The sequence below is a fragment of the Streptomyces sp. NPDC051207 genome (assembly GCF_040682395.1).
In the GTDB taxonomy this organism is placed as follows: domain Bacteria; phylum Actinomycetota; class Actinomycetes; order Streptomycetales; family Streptomycetaceae; genus Streptomyces.
On the sequence record NZ_JBFBAX010000005.1, the window covers coordinates 221,781 to 240,049 of the forward strand.

Below are 18,269 nucleotides of genomic sequence, written 5' to 3' on the forward strand. Positions count from 1 at the left end.
GGACGGACGACCGCACCCGAGGGCGCGCCGGCGGCTCCCGTGCTGCGCGAGATGCGCTGGTGGGACATCGACCCGGTGCTGGAACTGGAACGCGCCCTCTTCCCCGAGGACGCCTGGTCGCGCGGCATGTTCTGGTCCGAGCTGGCGCACGCGCGCGGCCCCGGGGCGACCCGGCGCTACCTGGTCGCCGAGGCGGACGGCCGGATCGTCGGCTACGCGGGCCTGGCCTCCGCCGGCGACTTCGCCGACGTGCAGACCATCGCCGTGGCCCGCGACCAGTGGGGCACCGGACTCGGCTCCCGGCTGCTGACCGAGCTGCTGAAGGCCGCGACCGCCTTCGAGTGCGCCGAGGTGATGCTGGAGTGCCGCGTGGACAACGTCCGCGCGCAGAAGCTGTACGAGCGCTTCGGCTTCGAGGCCATCGGTTTCCGGCGCGGCTACTACCAGCCGGGCAACGTCGACGCCCTGGTGATGCGACTGACGACCACGGCCTCCGACGGCGGCAGCGCCACACACGCCCCCTCACCCTCCGTACAAGGAACCGAGATCCATGACTGACGAACCCCTGGTACTGGGGATCGAGACCTCCTGCGACGAGACCGGCGTCGGCATCGTCCGCGGCACCACCCTGCTCGCCGACGCGGTCGCCTCCAGCGTCGACGAGCACGCCCGCTTCGGCGGTGTCGTACCGGAGGTCGCCTCGCGCGCCCACCTGGAGGCGATGGTCCCGACCATCGACCGCGCGCTGGAGGAGGCCGGGGTGAGCGCGCGGGACCTGGACGGCATCGCGGTGACCGCGGGCCCCGGCCTGGCGGGCGCGCTGCTGGTCGGCGTGTCGGCGGCGAAGGCGTACGCCTACGCGCTCGGCAAGCCGCTCTACGGCGTCAACCACCTCGCCTCGCACATCTGCGTGGACCAGCTGGAGCACGGCAGGCTGCCGGAGCCGACGATGGCGCTGCTGGTGTCCGGCGGGCACTCCTCGCTGCTGCTGTCCTCGGACATCACCTCGGACGTCCGCCCGATGGGCGCGACGATCGACGACGCGGCCGGCGAGGCCTTCGACAAGATCGCCCGCGTGCTGAACCTCGGCTTCCCCGGCGGCCCCGTCATCGACCGGTACGCGCGCGAGGGCGACCCGGACGCGATCGCGTTCCCGCGCGGCCTGACAGGGCCGCGCGACCCGGCGTACGACTTCTCCTTCTCGGGGCTGAAGACGGCGGTCGCCCGCTGGATCGAGGCGAAGCGGGCGGCGGGGGAGGAGGTGCCGGTGCGTGACGTGGCGGCGTCCTTCCAGGAGGCGGTCGTGGACGTGCTGACCCGCAAGGCGGTCCGGGCCTGCCAGGACGAGGGCGTCGACCACCTGATGATCGGCGGCGGCGTGGCGGCCAACTCCCGGCTGCGGGCGCTGGCCCAGGAGCGTTGCGAGGCGGCCGGCATCAGGCTGCGCGTGCCGCGTCCCAAGCTGTGCACGGACAACGGCGCGATGGTGGCCGCGCTCGGCGCGGAGATGGTGGCCAGGAACCGTACGCCGTCGAGCTGGGACCTGTCCGCGGACTCCTCCCTGCCGGTGACGGACCCGCACGTGCCGGGCCACTCCCACTCCCACGAGGCCGGCGGGGGGAACCTCCACCCATGACGGTCGCGCTGATGTGGGAGGCGCGGGCGGCTGACGGCCGGGGCGCGGACCTGCTCGCCTGGGCGCGCGCCCAGGAACTCCCGGCGCGGCCCCTGCGCCGGGAGACCTTCCGCGCCCCTCAGGACCGGGTGCTGGTCGTCACGTGGTGGGAGGCTCGGTACGACGCGGTTCTCCCGGAACTTCCGGAGCCTCCGGGGGAGTTGGTGACCCGGACCGTGCACCGGTGGCGGTTCGAGTCGCTGGGCGCGGACTGACCGACAGATCCCACGGGCTGCCCTTGCGCCACAGGAGGAGGCCGTGCCGGCGTTCCCAGCGCGCGGCGACGGCGGCGTCGCCCAGCCAGACCATCGCCGAGCCCGGGCAGACGGCGATCACCCACGGCTCCCACAGGAGGGCCACCGGGAGCGTGAGCATCACGTAGAAGAGAGGAGCCCTCCGCTGACCGGGTTGTCCCGGCGGAGCGGGACGTCGGCGTACGGCACCTGACCGGTCTTCTCCAGGGGGACGGCCTCCTCGAATTCCCGGTGGCTGCCGATTCCCCTGACGCGGGTCGCCGTGAGCGAGGTCCACAGGACGAGGAAGCCGGCGCTTCCACCGACGGCCCGCCACTCCCAGTCGGGGGCCGGGATCCCCGTGTCCTGAACTGCGGGTGAACTCCGGGGACGGCTCCCGGGCCCTCGGGCGAATCTTTCGCAGACAAGTGCGAATGTTCCGGGAGGGGGTGCCGGAGCAAGGTCTTCGTCCAGAGGTCCTGCGGGGTTACGATCGCCGCCATGACAACACCGCAGCCCGCAGAAACCCGGACGCGAGGGCGGTCCGCGCAGACCGCGACCCTCGCCGAGATCGCCCGCGAGGCCGGTGTGTCGGCACCGACTGTTTCGAAGGTGCTCAACGGCCGGGCCGACGTGGCCCCGGGGACCCGGGCCCGCGTGGAGCAGTTGCTGCGCACCCACGGCTACCGGCGGCGCCGCGCCGAGGCGAGCCGCTCGCCCCTCATCGACCTGGTCTTCCACGAGCTGGAGAGCGCCTGGGCGATGGAGGTCATCCGCGGCGTGGAGAACGTGGCCCGCGACGCCGGGCTGAGCGTCGTGCTCTCCGAGAGCGCGGGGCGGCTCACGCCGGGCCGCAGCTGGGCCGACCAGGTCGCCGCCCGCCGCCCGCACGGCGTCATCCTGGTGCTGTCCGACCTCGACGGGTCGCAGCGCGCGCTGCTCACCAGCCGCTCCATCCCGTTCGTGGTGATGGACCCGGCCGGCGACCCGGGCGCGGACGTGCCGTCGATCGGCGCCACCAACTGGCAGGGCGGCCTCGCCGCCACCCGCCACCTGATCGATCTCGGCCACACCCGCATAGGCGCGATCAGCGGCCCGTCCCGCATGATGTGCAGCCGCGCCCGCGTCGACGGCTACCGGGCCGCCCTGGAGACCGCCGGGCTGCCGGTGGACCCCGACCTGATCCGGGCCGGCGACTTCCACCACGACGCGGGCTACCGCCAGGGCCTCGCCCTGCTGCGCCGCCCCGACCGGCCCACCGCCGTCTTCGCCGGCAACGACCTCCAGGCGCTCGGGCTGTACGAGGCGGCGCGCGAGCTGGGGCTCCGGATCCCCGAGGACCTCAGCGTGGTCGGTTTCGACGACCTGCCGGTGGCGCGCTGGGTCGGGCCGCCGCTGACGACCGTGCGCCAGCCGCTGACGGAGATGGCGGAGGCCGCGGCCAAGCTCCTGCTCGACCTCGGCCGTGAGGAGGGAATCCCGGCCGCGACCCGGGTGGAACTGGCCACCAGCCTGGTGGTGCGCAGCAGTACGGCGGCACCGGGGGAGTAGGGCGGGGGTGGGCCGGCGCGCGGCCGAAACTTTCGGACACGGCCGGAGGGCAGGACCGGAGACATCACCCGAAGAGATCCCGGTGGGCGACACAGGGGCCGAAAAGCGGTTCGCCCTGCCGGAACGACGGGAGGTCAGGAACCGGGGATTCGGGGGGAGCGGTCCGGCCGGGCGTCCTGCGCGGGGTGTCCGATCAGCATGGTGGGCGCTCCCGCGACCCTGGTCAGGAACACCGTCGCCGCGTGCGGGCCCCGCGGTCCGACCTTGCGGCGCAGTTCCTCCGGTTCGACGGCCGAGCCGCGCTTCTTCACGGTCAGGACGCCGACCTGCCGCTCCCGCAGCAGGGCCTTCAGCTTCTTGACGTTGAACGGGAGCCGGTCGGTGATCTCGTAGGCGGTGGCGTACGGCGTCGGCCGCAGCGTGTCCGAGGTGATGTACGCGATGGTCGGGTCGAGCAGTCCGCCGTCGAGCTGTTCGGCGGCCTCGGCGACCAGGTGGGCGCGGATGACGGCGCCGTCGGGCTCGTAGAGGTAGCGGCCGACGGGGCGGACGGCGGGGTCGGGCAGGCCGCGGGAGAGCAGGGTGCGCGGCCCCGGCAGCAGGGTCGCGCGTACGGCGCCCGGCGCGGTCCCGAACCACAGCACCGCCTCCTTCACGTCCCCGCCGTCGGAGATCCACTCGGCCTCGGCCGCCGCGGGCACCGCCTCGTGCGGGATGCCGGGGGCCACCTTCAGGGCCGCGTGCGGTGCCGTGCCGGCCGCCCGGACCGCCCAGGACAGGGGCGGGGAGTACGCCTCGGGGTCGAAGACGCGGCCCCGGCCGCCGCGCCGCGCCGGGTCGACGAAGACGGCGTCCCAGCCTGCGGTGTCCACCTCCGTGACGTCCGCCTCCCGCACCTCGATCAGCTCCGCGAGCCCCAGCGCGTCGGCGTTGGCCCGCGCCACCGCTGCCGTCAGCGGGTCGCGGTCCACGGCGAGGACGCGGATGCCGGCCCGCGCCATGGCGATCGCGTCGCCGCCGATGCCGCAGCACAGGTCGGCGACCGAGGTGACGCCCAGTTCCCGGAGCCTGCGCGCCCGGTACGCCGCGACACTCGCCCGCGTCGACTGCTCGACCCCGTTCGGTGTGAAGAACATCCGCCCGGCGTCCTCGGCGCCGAACTTCGCCACCGCCCGCTGCCGCAGCCGGGCCTGGCCGAGCGCCGCCGACACCAGCTCGGCCGGGTGCTCGCGGCGCAGCCGGGTGGCGACGGCGAGTTCCTCGGCGGGGGCGGTGCCGCGGACCTCCTCGAGGAGGGCGCGGCCTTCGGGGGTCAGGAGGGGGGCGAGGTCGTTCACCGGGTCATTGTGGGCCAGTCGGTGGACGGTGTGCCCCGGGCGGCGGTGTCGGGCCGGATTCCGGGCAGCTGCCTGGGAGGATCCGGCCCCATGCGGGGAGTAGGACAAAACGACAATGGCCGGGTTGTTCGGCGGGCACGGTTCCGTGGTGGCACCGCCGTGCCGCCGCAGCCGGGAGCGGCCGGGCCGGAGGGCGCCCGGTGACAGGGCGCCGCCACCTGATGACCACGGCCGCACTGACGGCACTGCTGCTCACGGGCTGCGCGCCCGCCCCGGACTCCTCGGGCGGCAAGTCCACGGACCGCGCCCCGCACGCCCTCGCACGCCCCGCGGCGCCCCCCGCCGCCCTCCCGCCGGTCGTCACGCGGGTCCCCACCCGCGACCGGGTGGTCTTCCTGACCTACGACGACGGCGCCGGACGCGACCCGGCCTTCATCGGCCTCGTACGCGAGCGCCGTCTGCCGGTCACCCTGTTCCTCACGGACAGCGTCGTCGGCCCGGGCTACGCGCACTTCGCCCGGCTGCGCGCGGTCGGCGCGAGCATCCAGAACCACACCCTGGACCACCTGGCCCTGCGCGGCCTGCCGTACGCGGGGCAGCGCGCGGAGATCTGCGGCCAGCAGCACAAACTCACGTCCCGTTTCGGCATCCGCCCCCACCTGTTCCGCCCGCCCCACGGCCGCTACGACACGGTCACCCGCCAAGCGGCGTCGACCTGCGGCATCCGCGCCCTGGTCCTGTGGCGGGCGACCCTGACCGCCGGCGCCGGACTGACCTTCACCGGAGGCGTCCCGCGCCTCGCCCCCGGCGACATCGTCTCCGTCCCGTCCGCGGAAGGCCCGGCCCTGCCGCTGCACACCCGCACGGCCCGCCTCCTGGAGACGATCGAGAAGCGGGGCCTGCGGGTGGGCCGCCTGGAGGACTACCTCCAGCCCACTCCTGGGAACTGAAGGCCGCGAACTCGGTCGATCACCGGGAATCCCCCCGCCGCGCCGCGCGCAATTGGCACTCCGCTTGACCGAGTGCTAACCGCGGTCATAGTCTCGGCTCTGGCACTCCCCCCAGGAGAGTGCCAACAACGCGACGGGCAGGTCCGGCACCCGCGACGACGGATCGACCTGGTCGCCACCTCAGACAGTTAACCCCGTGAGATCTCCGAAGGGGGAGGTCGGATCGTGACGACCGCCAGCTCCAAGGTTGCCATCAAGCCGCTCGAGGACCGCATTGTGGTCCAGCCGCTCGACGCCGAGCAGACCACGGCCTCTGGCCTGGTCATTCCGGACACCGCCAAGGAGAAGCCCCAGGAGGGCGTCGTCCTGGCCGTGGGCCCGGGCCGCTTCGAGGACGGCAACCGTCTTCCGCTCGACGTATCCGTCGGCGATGTCGTTCTCTACAGCAAGTACGGCGGGACCGAGGTGAAGTACAACGGCGAGGAGTACCTCGTCCTCTCGGCCCGCGACGTGCTCGCGATCATCGAGAAGTAAGTCACCTCGAAGCAGCACCGTTTGACCAGAACTGCGCCCCTGGCCCCGCGACCTAAGAAGCCGGGCGCCCGGGGCGCAGTACTTTCACCCAGATTTCCGAGAGGGCTCACGCTCCCATGGCGAAGATCCTGAAGTTCGACGAGGACGCCCGTCGCGCCCTCGAGCGCGGCGTCAACAAGCTCGCCGACACGGTGAAGGTGACGATCGGCCCCAAGGGCCGCAACGTCGTCATCGACAAGAAGTTCGGCGCCCCCACCATCACCAACGACGGCGTCACCATCGCCCGCGAGGTCGAGATCGAGGACCCGTACGAGAACCTCGGCGCCCAGCTGGTCAAGGAGGTGGCGACCAAGACCAACGACATCGCGGGTGACGGCACGACCACCGCGACCGTGCTGGCCCAGGCGCTCGTCCGCGAGGGCCTGCGCAACGTCGCCGCCGGCGCCTCCCCGGCCGCCCTGAAGAAGGGCATCGACGCGGCCGTCGCCGCCGTCTCCGAGGACCTGCTCGCGACCGCCCGCCCGATCGACGAGAAGTCCGACATCGCCGCCGTCGCCGCGCTGTCCGCCCAGGACCAGCAGGTCGGCGAGCTGATCGCCGAGGCGATGGACAAGGTCGGCAAGGACGGTGTCATCACCGTCGAGGAGTCCAACACCTTCGGTCTGGAGCTGGACTTCACCGAGGGCATGGCCTTCGACAAGGGCTACCTGTCGCCGTACTTCGTGACGGACCAGGAGCGCATGGAGGCCGTCCTCGACGACCCGTACATCCTGATCCACCAGGGCAAGATCTCCGCCATCGCGGACCTCCTGCCGCTGCTGGAGAAGGTCATCCAGGCCAACGCCTCCAAGCCGCTGCTGATCATCGCCGAGGACGTCGAGGGCGAGGCCCTGTCGACCCTGGTCGTGAACAAGATCCGCGGCACCTTCAACGCCGTCGCCGTGAAGGCCCCCGGCTTCGGCGACCGCCGCAAGGCGATGCTGCAGGACATGGCCGTCCTCACCGGCGCCACGGTCATCTCCGAGGAGGTCGGCCTCAAGCTCGACCAGGTCGGCCTGGACGTCCTCGGCTCCGCCCGCCGCGTCACCGTCACCAAGGACGACACCACGATCGTCGAGGGTGCCGGCAAGGCCGAGGACCTGCAGGGCCGCGTCGCCCAGATCAAGGCCGAGATCGAGAACACCGACTCCGACTGGGACCGCGAGAAGCTCCAGGAGCGCCTCGCGAAGCTGGCCGGCGGCGTGTGCGTGATCAAGGTCGGCGCCGCCACCGAGGTGGAGCTGAAGGAGCGCAAGCACCGTCTGGAGGACGCCATCTCCGCGACCCGCGCCGCGGTCGAGGAGGGCATCGTCTCCGGTGGCGGTTCCGCGCTCGTCCACGCCGTGAAGGTCCTGGAGGGCAACCTCGGCAAGACCGGCGACGAGGCCACCGGTGTCGCGGTCGTGCGCCGCGCCGCCGTCGAGCCGCTGCGCTGGATCGCCGAGAACGCCGGCCTGGAGGGCTACGTCATCACCTCCAAGGTCGCCGAGCTCGACAAGGGCCAGGGCTTCAACGCCGCGACCGGCGAGTACGGCGACCTGATCAAGGCCGGTGTCATCGACCCGGTCAAGGTCACCCGCTCCGCCCTGGAGAACGCCGCCTCCATCGCCTCCCTCCTCCTGACGACCGAGACCCTGGTCGTCGAGAAGAAGGAAGAAGAGGAGCCGGCCGCCGGCGGCCACAGCCACGGTCACTCGCACTGAGCGAGGGCCGCACACGGCGGCTTGAGTGGAACGACGCCGTGCGGCGTCCCCGGGGCCCGGCCCTCCGTCACGGAGGGCCGGGCCCTCGGGCGTTCACCGGGCAGACGGCCTGCCGCCGACGGGCCGGCCCCCGCCGCCGGCCGTGAACGGCGAGCCGTCAGAACCGTCAGCCGTCAGCCGTCGTGCCGGGCCGCGAACCGCACGGGGGCCCCGGTCCGCACCACGGCCCACACGGTCTTCCCGGGCGCACCGGGTCGCGGCGCGACGCCCCAGTCCTCGGCGAGGGCCGTGACGAGCGCGAGGCCGCGTCCGCCGTCGTCGTCGGGCCGACCGCCCCGGACGGGGCACGGCAGCCGTTCGCCGCGTACGTCGCTGACCTCGACGCGGACCCGTCCGGCGCCGTCGAGCCGGACGAGACGGAGCTGGGCGTCCCGGCCGGGCACCCGCCCGTGCGTCACGGCGTTGGCGGCCAGCTCCGCGACGATCAGCTCCACGGCGTCGTGGGCGGGGGTGCCGGGACTCCAGCCCCAGGCGTCCATCTGGCAGGAGGCGAGCCTGCGGGCGAGCCGGGCGCCGCGCGGGGACGCGGTGAAGCGGAACGAGAACACCGTCTGATCGGCGAGCGGAGGCGGCAGCGCGGGCCGCCGCGCGTGGCGGGGGGAACTGGTCATGCCCCGAAGATCCCGCGCCCACACCCCCGTTCACCAGGATCGATGCCCCCACGGAGGTCGTCTGTCGGGGCGGCGGACGACGCTGTAGGACCTGTCGGGGCGGCCTCTGGGCAGGCGGGTGCAGGCCGCGCGCGGTGCGGGGGTCCCTGACAGCGAGGGGGCTGGACGCGCTGAGTGAAGAAAGCTTTCGCGGAGGGCGTTCACTCGTACGCCTCAACTTGCCTGATGCGCGGTGTGGTTGGCCGCTGTGCGTCCTACCGTGCGAGCACGGGTGACGTGGGCTGGGCGTGCTGAGGGAGCGAACGAGATGGTGCCGGGCGCGGATTCGGGTGCGGGTGTGGAGAGCACGGGCGTGGGCGCGGACTCGAACGGGGAGTTCCTGCGCTGTTTCGGGCGCCAGATGAAGCTGCTGCGGGAGGCCGCGGGGCTGACGCAGGCGCAGTTGGCCGAGCGGGTCGGCTACACCGAGGCACTGATCGCGGCGGTGGAACAGGGACGCCGCATCCCCCGGCCGGAACTGGTGGACGCGGTGGACCGGGAGGTGGGGGCGCGGGGGGTGCTGATGGCGATGAAGGGGGAGGTGGCGAAGGCGCGGTATCCGGGCTTCTTCCGTGCCTTTGCGGCCCTGGAAGCCAATGCCGCCGAACTGCATGCCTACGACGCTCACCTCGTCAACGGCCTGTTGCAATGCGAGGAGTACGCACGCGCGGTTTTCGGCATGTGGCGGCCACTGCTGGACACGGAGACCATCGAGCAACGGCTGTCGGCACGTCTGGACCGTCAGAAGCTGCTGGCGCGACGTCCCAAGCCGCTGCTGAGCTTTGTGATCGAGGAGAGCGTTCTGCGGAGGCCCCTTGGTGGGCCAGAGGTCATGCGAGCCCAGCTGGAGCACCTGTTGCTCGTCGGGCACGAACGCAACGTAGAGCTACAGGTGATGCCGACCGGACGCGATGAACACGCTGGTGTGGCAGGGCCGTTCACATTGATCCTTACGCAGCAACAGCGGAGGATGGCGTACACGGAGGTGCAGAGCAACAGCACCCTGCATACGGAGCCAGCGAAGGTCCAGGGGTTCGAGTCCACGTACGGAGTCCTGCGAGCACAAGCGGTGACCCCCAGGGAATCGCTGGCCTGGATCGAGAAGCTCTTGGGAGATTTGTGAAGGCCAACGACGATCAGGCAGCTGAGCTGACCTGGGTGAAGAGCAGCTACAGCGCTGGAGACGGCGGTCAGTGCGTCGAGGCCGCCGCTACCGGCTCTGCCGTACTGGTCCGCGACTCGAAGCAGCCGGACGCAGCGGTCCTGAGCGTCCCCGCAGGGCAGTGGTCGGCGTTCGTGCGGATGGCCGCGCGCGACTGACGTGATCGAAGGGCGGTGGGAGCCGATCGGGCTTCCACCGCCCTTTTCAGCCGTGGTTGAACAGAGAAACGTGGCGCGGATGTGCCGGTGAGGGAGGCACCTGGGCTGGGACTTCTCGTCCGGCCCGGTCAGCGCGGCTGAGACGCGCCGTACACCCACTCGGCGGGGCGTGCGTCCCGTTTCACGCGCTCATCTGCGCGCCTTCGCGCCTGACGCGTGTCAGTGACACGACAAGCGTCGGTCACGCTGGATTTCCCCTTGGGTACGGGGAGTGACCAGTCGAGACTTCCTGTGTCCCGCACACCACATCCGCCACCGGCACAGGCCGGTGGCTGACATGAAGGAGACGACTGTGAAGCTTGCTCGTTTCGCTGCCGCCCTCGGCGCCACCGCGGCCCTCACCGCCGCAGCTGTCACCCCGGCGGTCGCGCAGCAGCACAGCTCCACCAGCCCGCGCGACTACACGTGCAGCAACCAGGGCGGCGGCCCGGACCACTCGGTCATCTGTTCCGGCCTGATCACCGTCAACAACGTGCTCAACGGCACGACGGTGAACATCGGCGACATCAACGTCCTCAACGACACGCAGCTCTCCGACCTGGAGATCGCTCTCGTGAAGGTCGCCGACAACAACATCAACGCCCCCGTCACCGTTCAGGTCGCCGCGCTGGAGACCGCGGTCGTCAACACCTACCTGACGAAGTTCGGCATCGCTGTCCTGCCGATCAAGGTCAACGTCTGCGCTGTCAGCGTCTGCGTCTGATCCGCCGCCCGGGGCCCTGAGGCCCCCGGGCACAGCACTCCCGTGGCGTCGGCCGGGCCGCTCGTGCGGCTGGGCCGGCGCCACGCCGCACATCGCGCGAAGAGCTCAGCCCTCCAGCACCCCCAACTGCGCCATCAGCCCCACCCGGTCGTACTGCCACCAGCCCTCGCAGATCCGCCCGTCCCGGAAGCGGTGCCACGTCATGCCCGTCATGGTGACGTCCTGGCCGGTGGCGGGGATGCCCACGAAGTCGCCGGTGTGGCGGCCGGTCCACGTCCAGCGCGTGCACACCCGGTCCCCCTCGGCGAGCTGGTCGTCGACGCGGAACGCGAACGTGAAGGCCGCGCGCCGGCCCGCGTACTCCTCCCGCATCCGGGCCAGGCCCTCCACGTCACCCGGATTGGCCGGATCGTGGTCCCGGTAGTCGTCCGTGAGGTGCGCCGCGAGCGCGTCCGGCTCGACGCGGCCCAGGTCCTCGAAGAAGGCCCGCGCGGCGGCCTCGTTGAGCTGCTCGTCGCGCACCACGTCGAGATCGGTGAACGTCGGCATCCCGTCGCACAGCGCCACCATCTCCCGGAAGACCCGCTCGGTCTCCGGCAGGGTCGAGTTCCGCATCGCCTCCTCGTACGAGGGGAACTCCACGATCTCCACGAAGTGTGCCTCGTCGGACAGGTCCCTGCCGATCACGCTGTGCGTCGCCGTGCGCCTGCCCCGGGTCTGCTCGACCCACTCGTCCATCAGCCGGTTCACCTCGTCGAACCGGCTGGTCCTGCAGTCGATGAGCTGTACGAACGTCATGGGGTCCGCCTCCCGGCCCCCCTGGATTTCCCCGGTCCCGCAGGGCCGGCCGGTCCACCCCATTCTCGCACCGGCAGCGCCCCTACCGCGGCCCGTACTTCCGCCCCGTCCGCGAGGTCAGCCCGCCCAGCATGCCCCGCGGCACCACCTTCACGAGCCCCATCAGCGCCTTGTACCGCGGGTCCGGAATGGACAGCGACTTGCCGCGCGCCAGGTCGTCCAGCGCCGCCGCGACCAGCTTGTCCGCGTCCAGCCACATCCAGCCCGGGATGTTGTCCGTGCCCATCCCGGCCCGCGCGTGGAACTCCGTCCGCACGAAACCGGGGCACAGCGCCATCAGCCGTACGCCGCTGCCGGTCAGGTCGCGCGCCGCGCCCTGCGTGAACTGCACGACCCACGCCTTCGACGCGCCGTACGTCCCGCGCGGCACGAACGCCGCCACCGAGGCGACGTTGACGACGCCGCCGCGGCCCCGCTCCCGCATCGCCTCCGTCGCCGCCGACGTCAGCCGCAGCACCGCCTCGCAGTGCACCTTGAGCATCTTCAGCTCGTCGGCCAGGGGCACGTCGAGATAGCGGCCCTTGTGGCCGAAGCCGGCGTTGTTGATCAGCAGGTCGACGGGGTTCCTGCGGTCCCCGAGGCGGGCGGCGACCGCCTCGATGCCGTCGTCCGTGGCCAGGTCGGCGGTGCGGACCTCGGCCTCGACACCGTGCCGGTCGTGCAGTTCGGTGGCCTGTTCCCGCAGGCGCTTGGTGTCCCGCGCCACCAGGACCAGGTTGTGCCCGTCGGCCGCCAGCCGCCGCGCGAACGCCGCGCCGATGCCCGCCGTCGATCCCGTAATCAATGCCGTTGTCATGGCGCAAGATTAGTGACCCGTACCGCGCGGACCCGTTTCCTGCACGTTTCCTCCCGCTCGGTGAAGCCCGGGCGAACAGCGGGCGCGGACCCGGCCGTCCTGCCCGCCGGGCGTCAACCGCCCTGCCGCGCCACGTACTTCCGCGCCGCCGCCAGCGCCTCCGGGTGCAGGGCCGGGCCCGCCGCGAGAAGGCGCGGCAGCAGCGTCCGTTCGGTGGTCAGCGCGCGGAACTCCACGGCCACCGTCACGTCGTGGTCCGGCCGGTGCACCACTTCCACGGCATCGCCCGCGCAGACCTCCCCGGGCTCGACCACCCGCAGATACGCCCCCGGCGCGCCCCTCTCCGTGAACCGCCGCACCCAGCGCTCCTCACCCAGATGGCCCTGGAAGGTCCGGCAGGGAATCCGCCCGCTGGTCACCTCCAGCACGACGTCCGGCCCGATCCGCCACCGCTCGCCTATCCGCGCCCCCGACACGTCCAGGCCCTCGGTGGTGAGGTTCTCGCCGAACGCGCCGTTGACCAGCGTGCGCCCCAGCGCGCGCTCCCACTCGTCCAGGTCCTCGCGCGCCACCGCGTACACCGCCTGGTCGTCTCCGCCGTGATGGCGGGTGTCGCACACCGCGTCCCCGGCCAGCCCGCTCGCGCCGGTCCCCTTCGGCCCGGGCGCCGCCACCTTCACCGGCCCGTCGGCCGGCCGCTTGTCGATGCCGGTCAGCCCTTCTGGCTGATCCGTGTAGGGCACGGCCACCGGGCGGCCCAGATTCACAGACAGAAGCTTCATGGCGGCACGGTAGGCGAACGGCATCCAAAGCGTCGACGCATTATTCGGCGTCGGACCAAAGACTCGCTTATCCTCGAAGCGTGATCGAAGCCCGTCATCTCCGCGTTCTGCGCGCCGTGGCCACCACCGGCTCCTTCTCGGCGGCGGGGCGCGAGCTGGGCTGCACCCAGCCCGCCGTCAGCCAGCAGATCAAGGCCCTGGAGACCTCCGTCGGCACACCCCTGCTGGTCCGCAGCGGACGCGCCATGCGGCTCACCCAGGCCGGCGAGGCCCTCGTACGGCACGCCGCCGGCATTCTCGCCGGGCTCACCGCCGCCGAGGAGGAGGTCGCCGCGATCGCCGGACTGCGCGCCGGCCGGGTCCGGCTGGTGTCCTTCCCCAGTGGCAGCTCCACCCTCGTGCCGACCGCCCTCGCCGCCCTGCGCGCCGCGCACCCCGGCACCCGGGTCTCCCTGGAGGAGGCCGAGCCGCCGAGGTCCGTCGAACTGCTCCGGGAGGGCGACTGCGACCTCGCCCTCGCCTTCCGCTACGAGGGCGCGGCGGGCGCCGAGGAGTGGGACGACCTCGTCGTACGGCCGCTGCTGACCGACCGGCTGGTCGCGCTCGTGCCCGAACGGCACCGCCTCGCGCGTGCCCGGACCGTCGCCATCGGGGAACTCGCCGGGGAGTCGTGGATCGCGGGCTGCCCGCGCTGCCGCGGCCAGCTCGTCGAGGTGTGCGAGGGCGCCGGCTTCACGCCCCGCATCGACTTCGCCACCGACGACTACCCGGCGGTGGTCGGCCTGGTGGGCGCGGGCCTCGGCGTGGCCGTCCTGCCCCAGCTCGCGGTCGAGTCCGTACGGCCGCGGGGCGCGCGCACGGTGACGCTGGAGCCGGCGGTGCGCCGCGAGATCGTCGCGCTCACGCTGCCCGACCTGGCGCAGGTGCCGGCCGTGGCGGCCACGCTGGACGAACTGGCGCGGGCCGCCGCCCGGTAACCGCAGGGAACCGCCCCGAGGCCGGCAGGGCTCCGCGGAAGGCACCGGGAGAAAACCAAGGGGCACGCAACGCGTGCCCATCCGTGCAGAAACGTTCTTTCTGACTGCCCTTCAGTCCTGCGGGGCGTGGCCCCCGCCCGGTGTCGACGTCGACGACACCAGCCGGTTGCGCGCCCGCCCCATGAGTTCCTCGCGCTCGTCCTCCGTCAGTCCGCCCCAGACCCCGTACGGCTCGCGTACCGCCAGCGCGTGCGCCGCGCACTGGGCGCGGACCGGGCACCTCATGCAGACCTCTTTGGCGGAGTTCTCACGAGCACTTCGCGCCGCACCGCGCTCTCCCTCGGGATGGAAGAAGAGGGAGCTGTCCACCCCGCGGCAGGCAGCCAGGAGCTGCCAGTCCCACAGGTCCGCGTTCGGTCCGGGAAGGCGGGAGAAATCTGCCATTGCGTGACCCCTTGTAGCCGTTATGGGCGGATCCGGTGTCCACGACCGTACAACTACGATCTAACAAGATGAAAATATGACTCATTGCGAATCTAGCCGCAGACACCAGCAAGAGGGAAGAAAAGGGTCTGAATGGGGCATAGGTTGTGATGAAAAATTGAGGGTCTGCTGTGCATGTCTGCACCGTGTCCGTCCCCTCACGTAGAGTGCCGAAGATGGCACACGGCCCCGTAACTCTTTCGAGTGACCGTCGTTGAGAGGGCGGAGGCGGTTGAAGCAACAAGCGCTCGGACGGACGTCCGAGGCGGTCGACCGCACAGGTGACGATTCGTACCAGCCTGGAGGCTCAAGGTGACGTGCATCAGCTGCGGAGGGCGGCCATGACATCCGTCCTCGTCTGCGACGACTCCCCGCTTGCCCGAGAGGCGCTGCGCCGCGCGGTCGCGACCGTGCCCGGCGTCGAGCGGGTGACGACTGCGGCCAACGGCGAGGAAGTCCTCCGCCGCTGGGGCGCCGACCGCTCGGACCTCATCCTGATGGACGTACGCATGCCCGGACTGGGCGGCGTCGAGACCGTCCGGCGGCTGCTGTCCGCCGACCCCGGTGCCCGCATCATCATGCTCACGGTCGCCGAGGACCTGGACGGCGTGGCGCTCGCCGTCGCCGCCGGCGCCCGGGGCTACCTGCACAAGGACGCCTCCCGCGCGGAGCTGCGGGCCACCGTGACGCAGGCCCTCGCCGACCCGACCTGGCGGCTCGCGCCGCGCCGGCTGCGGTCGGCCGAGATGGGCGCCGCGCCCACGCTCACCGCCCGTGAGATCCAGGTGCTCGAAGGCATGAGCCACGGCCGCTCCAACGCCGAGATCGGCCGCGAGCTGTTCCTCTCCGAGGACACCGTCAAGACGCACGCCCGACGGCTGTTCAAGAAGCTCGGCGCCTCGGACCGGGCACACGCCGTGGCGCTCGGTTTCCGGTGGGGCCTGGTCCGCTAGGCCACCCCCCTGTGTGTCCCAGGCCGCGTCGACGGACCCCCGCCCGCCACGCGACGCCGTGCCCGCCCGGCGCGGGCAGCGCAATCCCCGCCTACCGCGAGGTGGGCGGGGGTGGCAGGACGGCCCGCCGGGTGCCCGCTGCTCGTTTCGCCGCGGATGCCGCATCCTTGAGGTGTGGAGTCTCTCGGGGACGAGTCGGTCGAGCGGAAGGGGAGGGCGCAGGGGATGAGTTCCGGCGCACCTGCTCATAACGCTTCGGTGCACAACAACGGGCGCAGTGCCGCGGATCGGACGGGCGCAGGGCACCATGGACCGATGCGCGAGGACGATGCGGCCACTGCCCAAGGGGCGATCGGTGCGCTCGTCCATCGCGCCGTCGACGGGGACGAGCAGGCCACGCACGACCTGCTCGCCCATGTCCACCCCCTCGCCCTGCGCTACTGCCGCACGCGGCTCTCGCGGCTCCCGGGCGACGCCCGGCACTTCGTGGAGGACCTCGCCCAGGAGGTCTGCGTGGCGGTCCTGCTCGCCCTGCCGCGCTACAAGGACACCGGGCGCCCCTTCGAGGCGTTCATCTTCGCCATCGCTGCCCACAAGGTCGCCGACCTGCAGCGGGCCGCGATGCGCCACCCCGGCTCCACGGCCGTGCCCTCCGACGAGATGCCCGAGCGGCCCGACGACTCGCTCGGCCCGGAGGAGCGCGCCCTGCTCAGCAGTGACGCCGAATGGGCCAAGAAACTCCTGGCCAACCTCCCCGAGAACCAGCGCGAGCTGCTGCTGCTGCGGATCGCGGTGGGCCTCACCGCCGAGGAGACCGGTCAGATGTTGGGAATGTCACCCGGCGCCGTGCGTGTCGCCCAGCACCGGGCGCTGAGCCGGCTGCGGGCGCTGGCCGAGCAGTAACGCCTTCACGCGAACGGGCGTTCGGCTCCCGTGCACCGGAAGGGCGCCGGGTCCGTACGAAACCACGAAGCCCCCATGCCCTCGTGATCGTGGAATCAGACACGTCCGCTTCCCGTTAGCATGGACATCCGCACCGATCAAGGCCATTTGGGGAAGGTGTCATGACTGCCAACGTCGACGGAGTGCCCGGAAAATTCGCGACACTCGGGCTGACCTACGACGACGTGCTGCTGCTGCCGGGAGCGTCCGAGGTGCTCCCCAACGCGGTCGACACCTCGTCCCGCATCTCCCGCAACGTCCGGGTCAACATCCCCCTGCTGTCCGCCGCCATGGACAAGGTCACCGAGTCGCGCATGGCGATCGCGATGGCCCGTCTCGGCGGCGTCGGCGTCCTGCACCGCAACCTGTCCATCGAGGACCAGGTCAACCAGGTCGACCTGGTGAAGCGGTCGGAGTCCGGGATGGTCACCGACCCGATCACCGTCCACCCGGACGCCACGCTCGCCGAGGCCGACGCGCTGTGTGCCAAATTCCGCATCAGCGGCGTCCCGGTCACCGACCCGGCCGGCAAGCTCCTCGGCATCGTCACCAACCGCGACATGGCCTTCGAGACCGACCGCAGCCGCCGGGTGCGCGAGGTCATGACCCCGATGCCGCTGGTCACCGGCAAGGTCGGCATCTCCGGTCCGGAGGCCATGGAGCTGCTGCGCCGCCACAAGATCGAGAAGCTGCCGCTGGTCGACGACGCGGGGGTCCTCAAGGGCCTGATCACGGTCAAGGACTTCGTCAAGGCCGAGAAGTACCCCAACTCCACCAAGGACGCCGAGGGCCGGCTGCTCGTCGGCGCCGCCGTGGGCGCCAGCCCCGAGGCGCTGGAGCGCGCCCAGGCACTCGCCGCCGCCGGGGTGGACTTCCTGGTCGTCGACACCTCGCACGGCCACAACAGCAACGCCCTCAGCTGGATGGCGAAGATCAAGTCCAGCGTGGGCGTCGACGTGATCGGCGGCAACGTCGCCACCCGCGACGGCGCCCAGGCCCTCATCGACGCCGGCGTCGACGGCATCAAGGTCGGCGTGGGCCCCGGCTCGATCTGCACCACCCGCGTGGTCGCCGGCATCGGCGTCCCGCAGGTCACCGCCATCTACGAGGCCTCCCTCGCGGCCCGTCCCGCGGGCATCCCGCTGATCGGCGACGGCGGCCTGCAGTACTCCGGCGACATCGGCAAGGCGCTCGCCGCGGGCGCCGACGCGGTGATGCTGGGCAGCCTCCTCGCCGGCTGCGAGGAGTCGCCGGGCGAGCTGCTGTTCATCAACGGCAAGCAGTTCAAGTCGTACCGCGGCATGGGCTCGCTCGGCGCCATGCAGTCCCGCGGCCAGGGCAGGTCGTACTCCAAGGACCGCTACTTCCAGGCCGAGGTCTCCTCCGACGACAAGCTCGTCCCCGAGGGCGTCGAGGGCCAGGTGCCCTACCGCGGCCCGCTGTCCAACGTGCTGCACCAGCTCGTCGGCGGCCTGCGCCAGACCATGGGGTACGTGGGCGCCGCCACCATCGACGAGATGGAGTCCAAGGGCCGCTTCGTCCGGATCACCTCGGCGGGCCTGAAGGAGAGCCACCCGCACGACATCCAGATGACGGTCGAGGCGCCGAACTACAGCGCCAAGCGATGACACGCACGTTTCAGGGAGGGCGGCCCGGGAAATCC

General features: G+C 71.9%; 20 protein-coding genes. 14 read left to right on the forward strand and 6 right to left on the reverse strand.

Annotated features, from left to right (window positions below; all coding sequences use genetic code 11):
- Nucleotides 1-51 precede the first annotated feature (51 nt).
- From rimI to AB0M97_RS07930, 4 genes are all read left to right on the forward strand, one after another.
- Nucleotides 52-558, forward strand: a complete 507-nt coding sequence (gene rimI, locus AB0M97_RS07915) for a ribosomal protein S18-alanine N-acetyltransferase (protein WP_365959924.1) — start codon at nt 52-54, stop codon at nt 556-558.
- A complete protein-coding gene (gene tsaD / locus AB0M97_RS07920; protein WP_365959863.1) occupies nt 551-1,636 on the forward strand; it encodes a tRNA (adenosine(37)-N6)-threonylcarbamoyltransferase complex transferase subunit TsaD in 1,086 nt (361 codons plus the stop codon). The genes rimI and tsaD overlap by 8 nt, the downstream gene beginning before the upstream one ends.
- Nucleotides 1,633-1,890 (forward strand): hypothetical protein, encoded by a 258-nt coding sequence (locus AB0M97_RS07925; protein ID WP_365959864.1) that lies wholly within the window; start codon nt 1,633-1,635, stop codon nt 1,888-1,890. The genes tsaD and AB0M97_RS07925 overlap by 4 nt, the downstream gene beginning before the upstream one ends.
- Before the next feature lie 519 nt (nt 1,891-2,409).
- Nucleotides 2,410-3,459: a LacI family DNA-binding transcriptional regulator gene (locus tag AB0M97_RS07930; protein WP_365959865.1), complete on the forward strand. Its 1,050-nt coding sequence runs from the start codon at nt 2,410-2,412 to the stop codon at nt 3,457-3,459.
- Nucleotides 3,460-3,593: 134 nt separating this feature from the next.
- Here the strand turns inward: AB0M97_RS07930 and AB0M97_RS07935 are convergent, their stop codons facing one another.
- Nucleotides 3,594-4,796, reverse strand: coding sequence for a methyltransferase domain-containing protein (locus AB0M97_RS07935; protein ID WP_365959866.1), 1,203 nt, complete (start codon nt 4,794-4,796; stop codon nt 3,594-3,596).
- A gap of 221 nt (nt 4,797-5,017) precedes the next feature.
- Here AB0M97_RS07935 and AB0M97_RS07940 point away from each other — a divergent pair, with 221 nt between their 5' ends.
- The 3 genes from AB0M97_RS07940 (at nt 5,018) to groL (ending at nt 8,022) form a co-directional block, all read left to right on the forward strand.
- Nucleotides 5,018-5,746, forward strand: coding sequence for a polysaccharide deacetylase family protein (locus AB0M97_RS07940; protein WP_365959867.1), 729 nt, complete (start codon nt 5,018-5,020; stop codon nt 5,744-5,746).
- Between the two features lie 225 nt (nt 5,747-5,971).
- Nucleotides 5,972-6,280, forward strand: coding sequence for a co-chaperone GroES (gene groES / locus AB0M97_RS07945; RefSeq protein WP_014178834.1), 309 nt, complete (start codon nt 5,972-5,974; stop codon nt 6,278-6,280).
- 116 nt (nt 6,281-6,396) lie between these two features.
- Nucleotides 6,397-8,022, forward strand: a complete 1,626-nt coding sequence (gene groL, locus AB0M97_RS07950; protein ID WP_365959868.1) for a chaperonin GroEL — start codon at nt 6,397-6,399, stop codon at nt 8,020-8,022.
- Nucleotides 8,023-8,195: 173 nt separating this feature from the next.
- On the opposite strand, the gene AB0M97_RS07955 is transcribed toward groL, so the two are convergent.
- Nucleotides 8,196-8,693 (reverse strand): ATP-binding protein, encoded by a 498-nt coding sequence (locus tag AB0M97_RS07955; protein WP_365959869.1) that lies wholly within the window; start codon nt 8,691-8,693, stop codon nt 8,196-8,198.
- Between the two features lie 307 nt (nt 8,694-9,000).
- Between AB0M97_RS07955 and AB0M97_RS07960 the strand changes: the two genes are divergently transcribed.
- From AB0M97_RS07960 to AB0M97_RS07970, 3 genes are all read left to right on the forward strand, one after another.
- Nucleotides 9,001-9,855 carry a helix-turn-helix transcriptional regulator gene (locus AB0M97_RS07960; protein WP_365959870.1) on the forward strand — a complete coding sequence of 285 codons (855 nt, stop codon included), beginning with the start codon at nt 9,001-9,003 and terminating at the stop codon, nt 9,853-9,855.
- Complete coding sequence (locus AB0M97_RS07965; protein ID WP_365959871.1) at nt 9,852-10,052, forward strand: DUF397 domain-containing protein; 201 nt, start codon at nt 9,852-9,854, stop codon at nt 10,050-10,052. Before AB0M97_RS07960 ends, AB0M97_RS07965 begins: the two co-directional genes overlap by 4 nt.
- A gap of 352 nt (nt 10,053-10,404) precedes the next feature.
- On the forward strand, nt 10,405-10,815 hold the full coding sequence (locus AB0M97_RS07970) for a preprotein translocase subunit TatB (protein ID WP_365959872.1): 411 nt from the start codon (nt 10,405-10,407) through the stop codon (nt 10,813-10,815).
- Between the two features lie 105 nt (nt 10,816-10,920).
- On the opposite strand, the gene AB0M97_RS07975 is transcribed toward AB0M97_RS07970, so the two are convergent.
- The 3 genes from AB0M97_RS07975 to AB0M97_RS07985 all read right to left on the reverse strand — a co-directional run bounded on the left by AB0M97_RS07975 (nt 10,921) and on the right by AB0M97_RS07985 (nt 13,251).
- Complete coding sequence (locus tag AB0M97_RS07975; protein WP_365959873.1) at nt 10,921-11,613, reverse strand: ester cyclase; 693 nt, start codon at nt 11,611-11,613, stop codon at nt 10,921-10,923.
- 82 nt (nt 11,614-11,695) lie between these two features.
- Nucleotides 11,696-12,469: an SDR family oxidoreductase gene (locus AB0M97_RS07980; RefSeq protein WP_365959874.1), complete on the reverse strand. Its 774-nt coding sequence runs from the start codon at nt 12,467-12,469 to the stop codon at nt 11,696-11,698.
- Nucleotides 12,470-12,582: 113 nt separating this feature from the next.
- Entirely contained in the window at nt 12,583-13,251 is a 669-nt protein-coding gene (locus AB0M97_RS07985; RefSeq protein WP_365959875.1) for an MOSC domain-containing protein, read from the reverse strand.
- Nucleotides 13,252-13,331: 80 nt separating this feature from the next.
- On the opposite strand from AB0M97_RS07985, the gene AB0M97_RS07990 reads away from it, so the two are divergent.
- Complete coding sequence (locus AB0M97_RS07990) at nt 13,332-14,228, forward strand: LysR family transcriptional regulator (RefSeq protein WP_365959876.1); 897 nt, start codon at nt 13,332-13,334, stop codon at nt 14,226-14,228.
- Between the two features lie 111 nt (nt 14,229-14,339).
- On the opposite strand, the gene AB0M97_RS07995 is transcribed toward AB0M97_RS07990, so the two are convergent.
- A complete protein-coding gene (locus tag AB0M97_RS07995) occupies nt 14,340-14,672 on the reverse strand; it encodes a WhiB family transcriptional regulator (RefSeq protein ID WP_365959877.1) in 333 nt (110 codons plus the stop codon).
- 380 nt (nt 14,673-15,052) lie between these two features.
- On the opposite strand from AB0M97_RS07995, the gene AB0M97_RS08000 reads away from it, so the two are divergent.
- The 3 genes from AB0M97_RS08000 (at nt 15,053) to guaB (ending at nt 18,234) form a co-directional block, all read left to right on the forward strand.
- The gene (locus tag AB0M97_RS08000; protein WP_003948568.1) at nt 15,053-15,664 is read left to right on the forward strand and encodes a response regulator transcription factor; all 612 of its coding nucleotides are present in this window, start codon (nt 15,053-15,055) and stop codon (nt 15,662-15,664) included.
- Nucleotides 15,665-15,979: 315 nt separating this feature from the next.
- Nucleotides 15,980-16,567 (forward strand): sigma-70 family RNA polymerase sigma factor, encoded by a 588-nt coding sequence (locus AB0M97_RS08005; protein ID WP_365959878.1) that lies wholly within the window; start codon nt 15,980-15,982, stop codon nt 16,565-16,567.
- A gap of 161 nt (nt 16,568-16,728) precedes the next feature.
- Nucleotides 16,729-18,234, forward strand: coding sequence for an IMP dehydrogenase (gene guaB, locus AB0M97_RS08010; protein ID WP_365959879.1), 1,506 nt, complete (start codon nt 16,729-16,731; stop codon nt 18,232-18,234).
- The last annotated feature ends 35 nt before the right edge of the window (nt 18,235-18,269 follow it).

Coding starts and splice junctions, on each gene's coding strand:
- rimI (WP_365959924.1), top strand. CDS start 52: ATGCGCTGGTGGGACATCGACCCGGTGCTGGAACTGGAACGCGCCCTC.
- tsaD (WP_365959863.1), top strand. CDS start 551: ATGACTGACGAACCCCTGGTACTGGGGATCGAGACCTCCTGCGACGAG.
- AB0M97_RS07925 (WP_365959864.1), top strand. CDS start 1,633: ATGACGGTCGCGCTGATGTGGGAGGCGCGGGCGGCTGACGGCCGGGGC.
- AB0M97_RS07930 (WP_365959865.1), top strand. CDS start 2,410: ATGACAACACCGCAGCCCGCAGAAACCCGGACGCGAGGGCGGTCCGCG.
- AB0M97_RS07940 (WP_365959867.1), top strand. CDS start 5,018: ATGACCACGGCCGCACTGACGGCACTGCTGCTCACGGGCTGCGCGCCC.
- groL (WP_365959868.1), top strand. CDS start 6,397: ATGGCGAAGATCCTGAAGTTCGACGAGGACGCCCGTCGCGCCCTCGAG.
- AB0M97_RS07955 (WP_365959869.1), bottom strand. CDS start 8,693: ATGACCAGTTCCCCCCGCCACGCGCGGCGGCCCGCGCTGCCGCCTCCG.
- AB0M97_RS07960 (WP_365959870.1), top strand. CDS start 9,001: ATGGTGCCGGGCGCGGATTCGGGTGCGGGTGTGGAGAGCACGGGCGTG.
- AB0M97_RS07975 (WP_365959873.1), bottom strand. CDS start 11,613: ATGACGTTCGTACAGCTCATCGACTGCAGGACCAGCCGGTTCGACGAG.
- AB0M97_RS07980 (WP_365959874.1), bottom strand. CDS start 12,469: ATGACAACGGCATTGATTACGGGATCGACGGCGGGCATCGGCGCGGCG.
- AB0M97_RS07985 (WP_365959875.1), bottom strand. CDS start 13,251: ATGAAGCTTCTGTCTGTGAATCTGGGCCGCCCGGTGGCCGTGCCCTAC.
- AB0M97_RS07995 (WP_365959877.1), bottom strand. CDS start 14,672: ATGGCAGATTTCTCCCGCCTTCCCGGACCGAACGCGGACCTGTGGGAC.
- AB0M97_RS08000 (WP_003948568.1), top strand. CDS start 15,053: ATGACATCCGTCCTCGTCTGCGACGACTCCCCGCTTGCCCGAGAGGCG.
- AB0M97_RS08005 (WP_365959878.1), top strand. CDS start 15,980: ATGCGCGAGGACGATGCGGCCACTGCCCAAGGGGCGATCGGTGCGCTC.
- guaB (WP_365959879.1), top strand. CDS start 16,729: ATGACTGCCAACGTCGACGGAGTGCCCGGAAAATTCGCGACACTCGGG.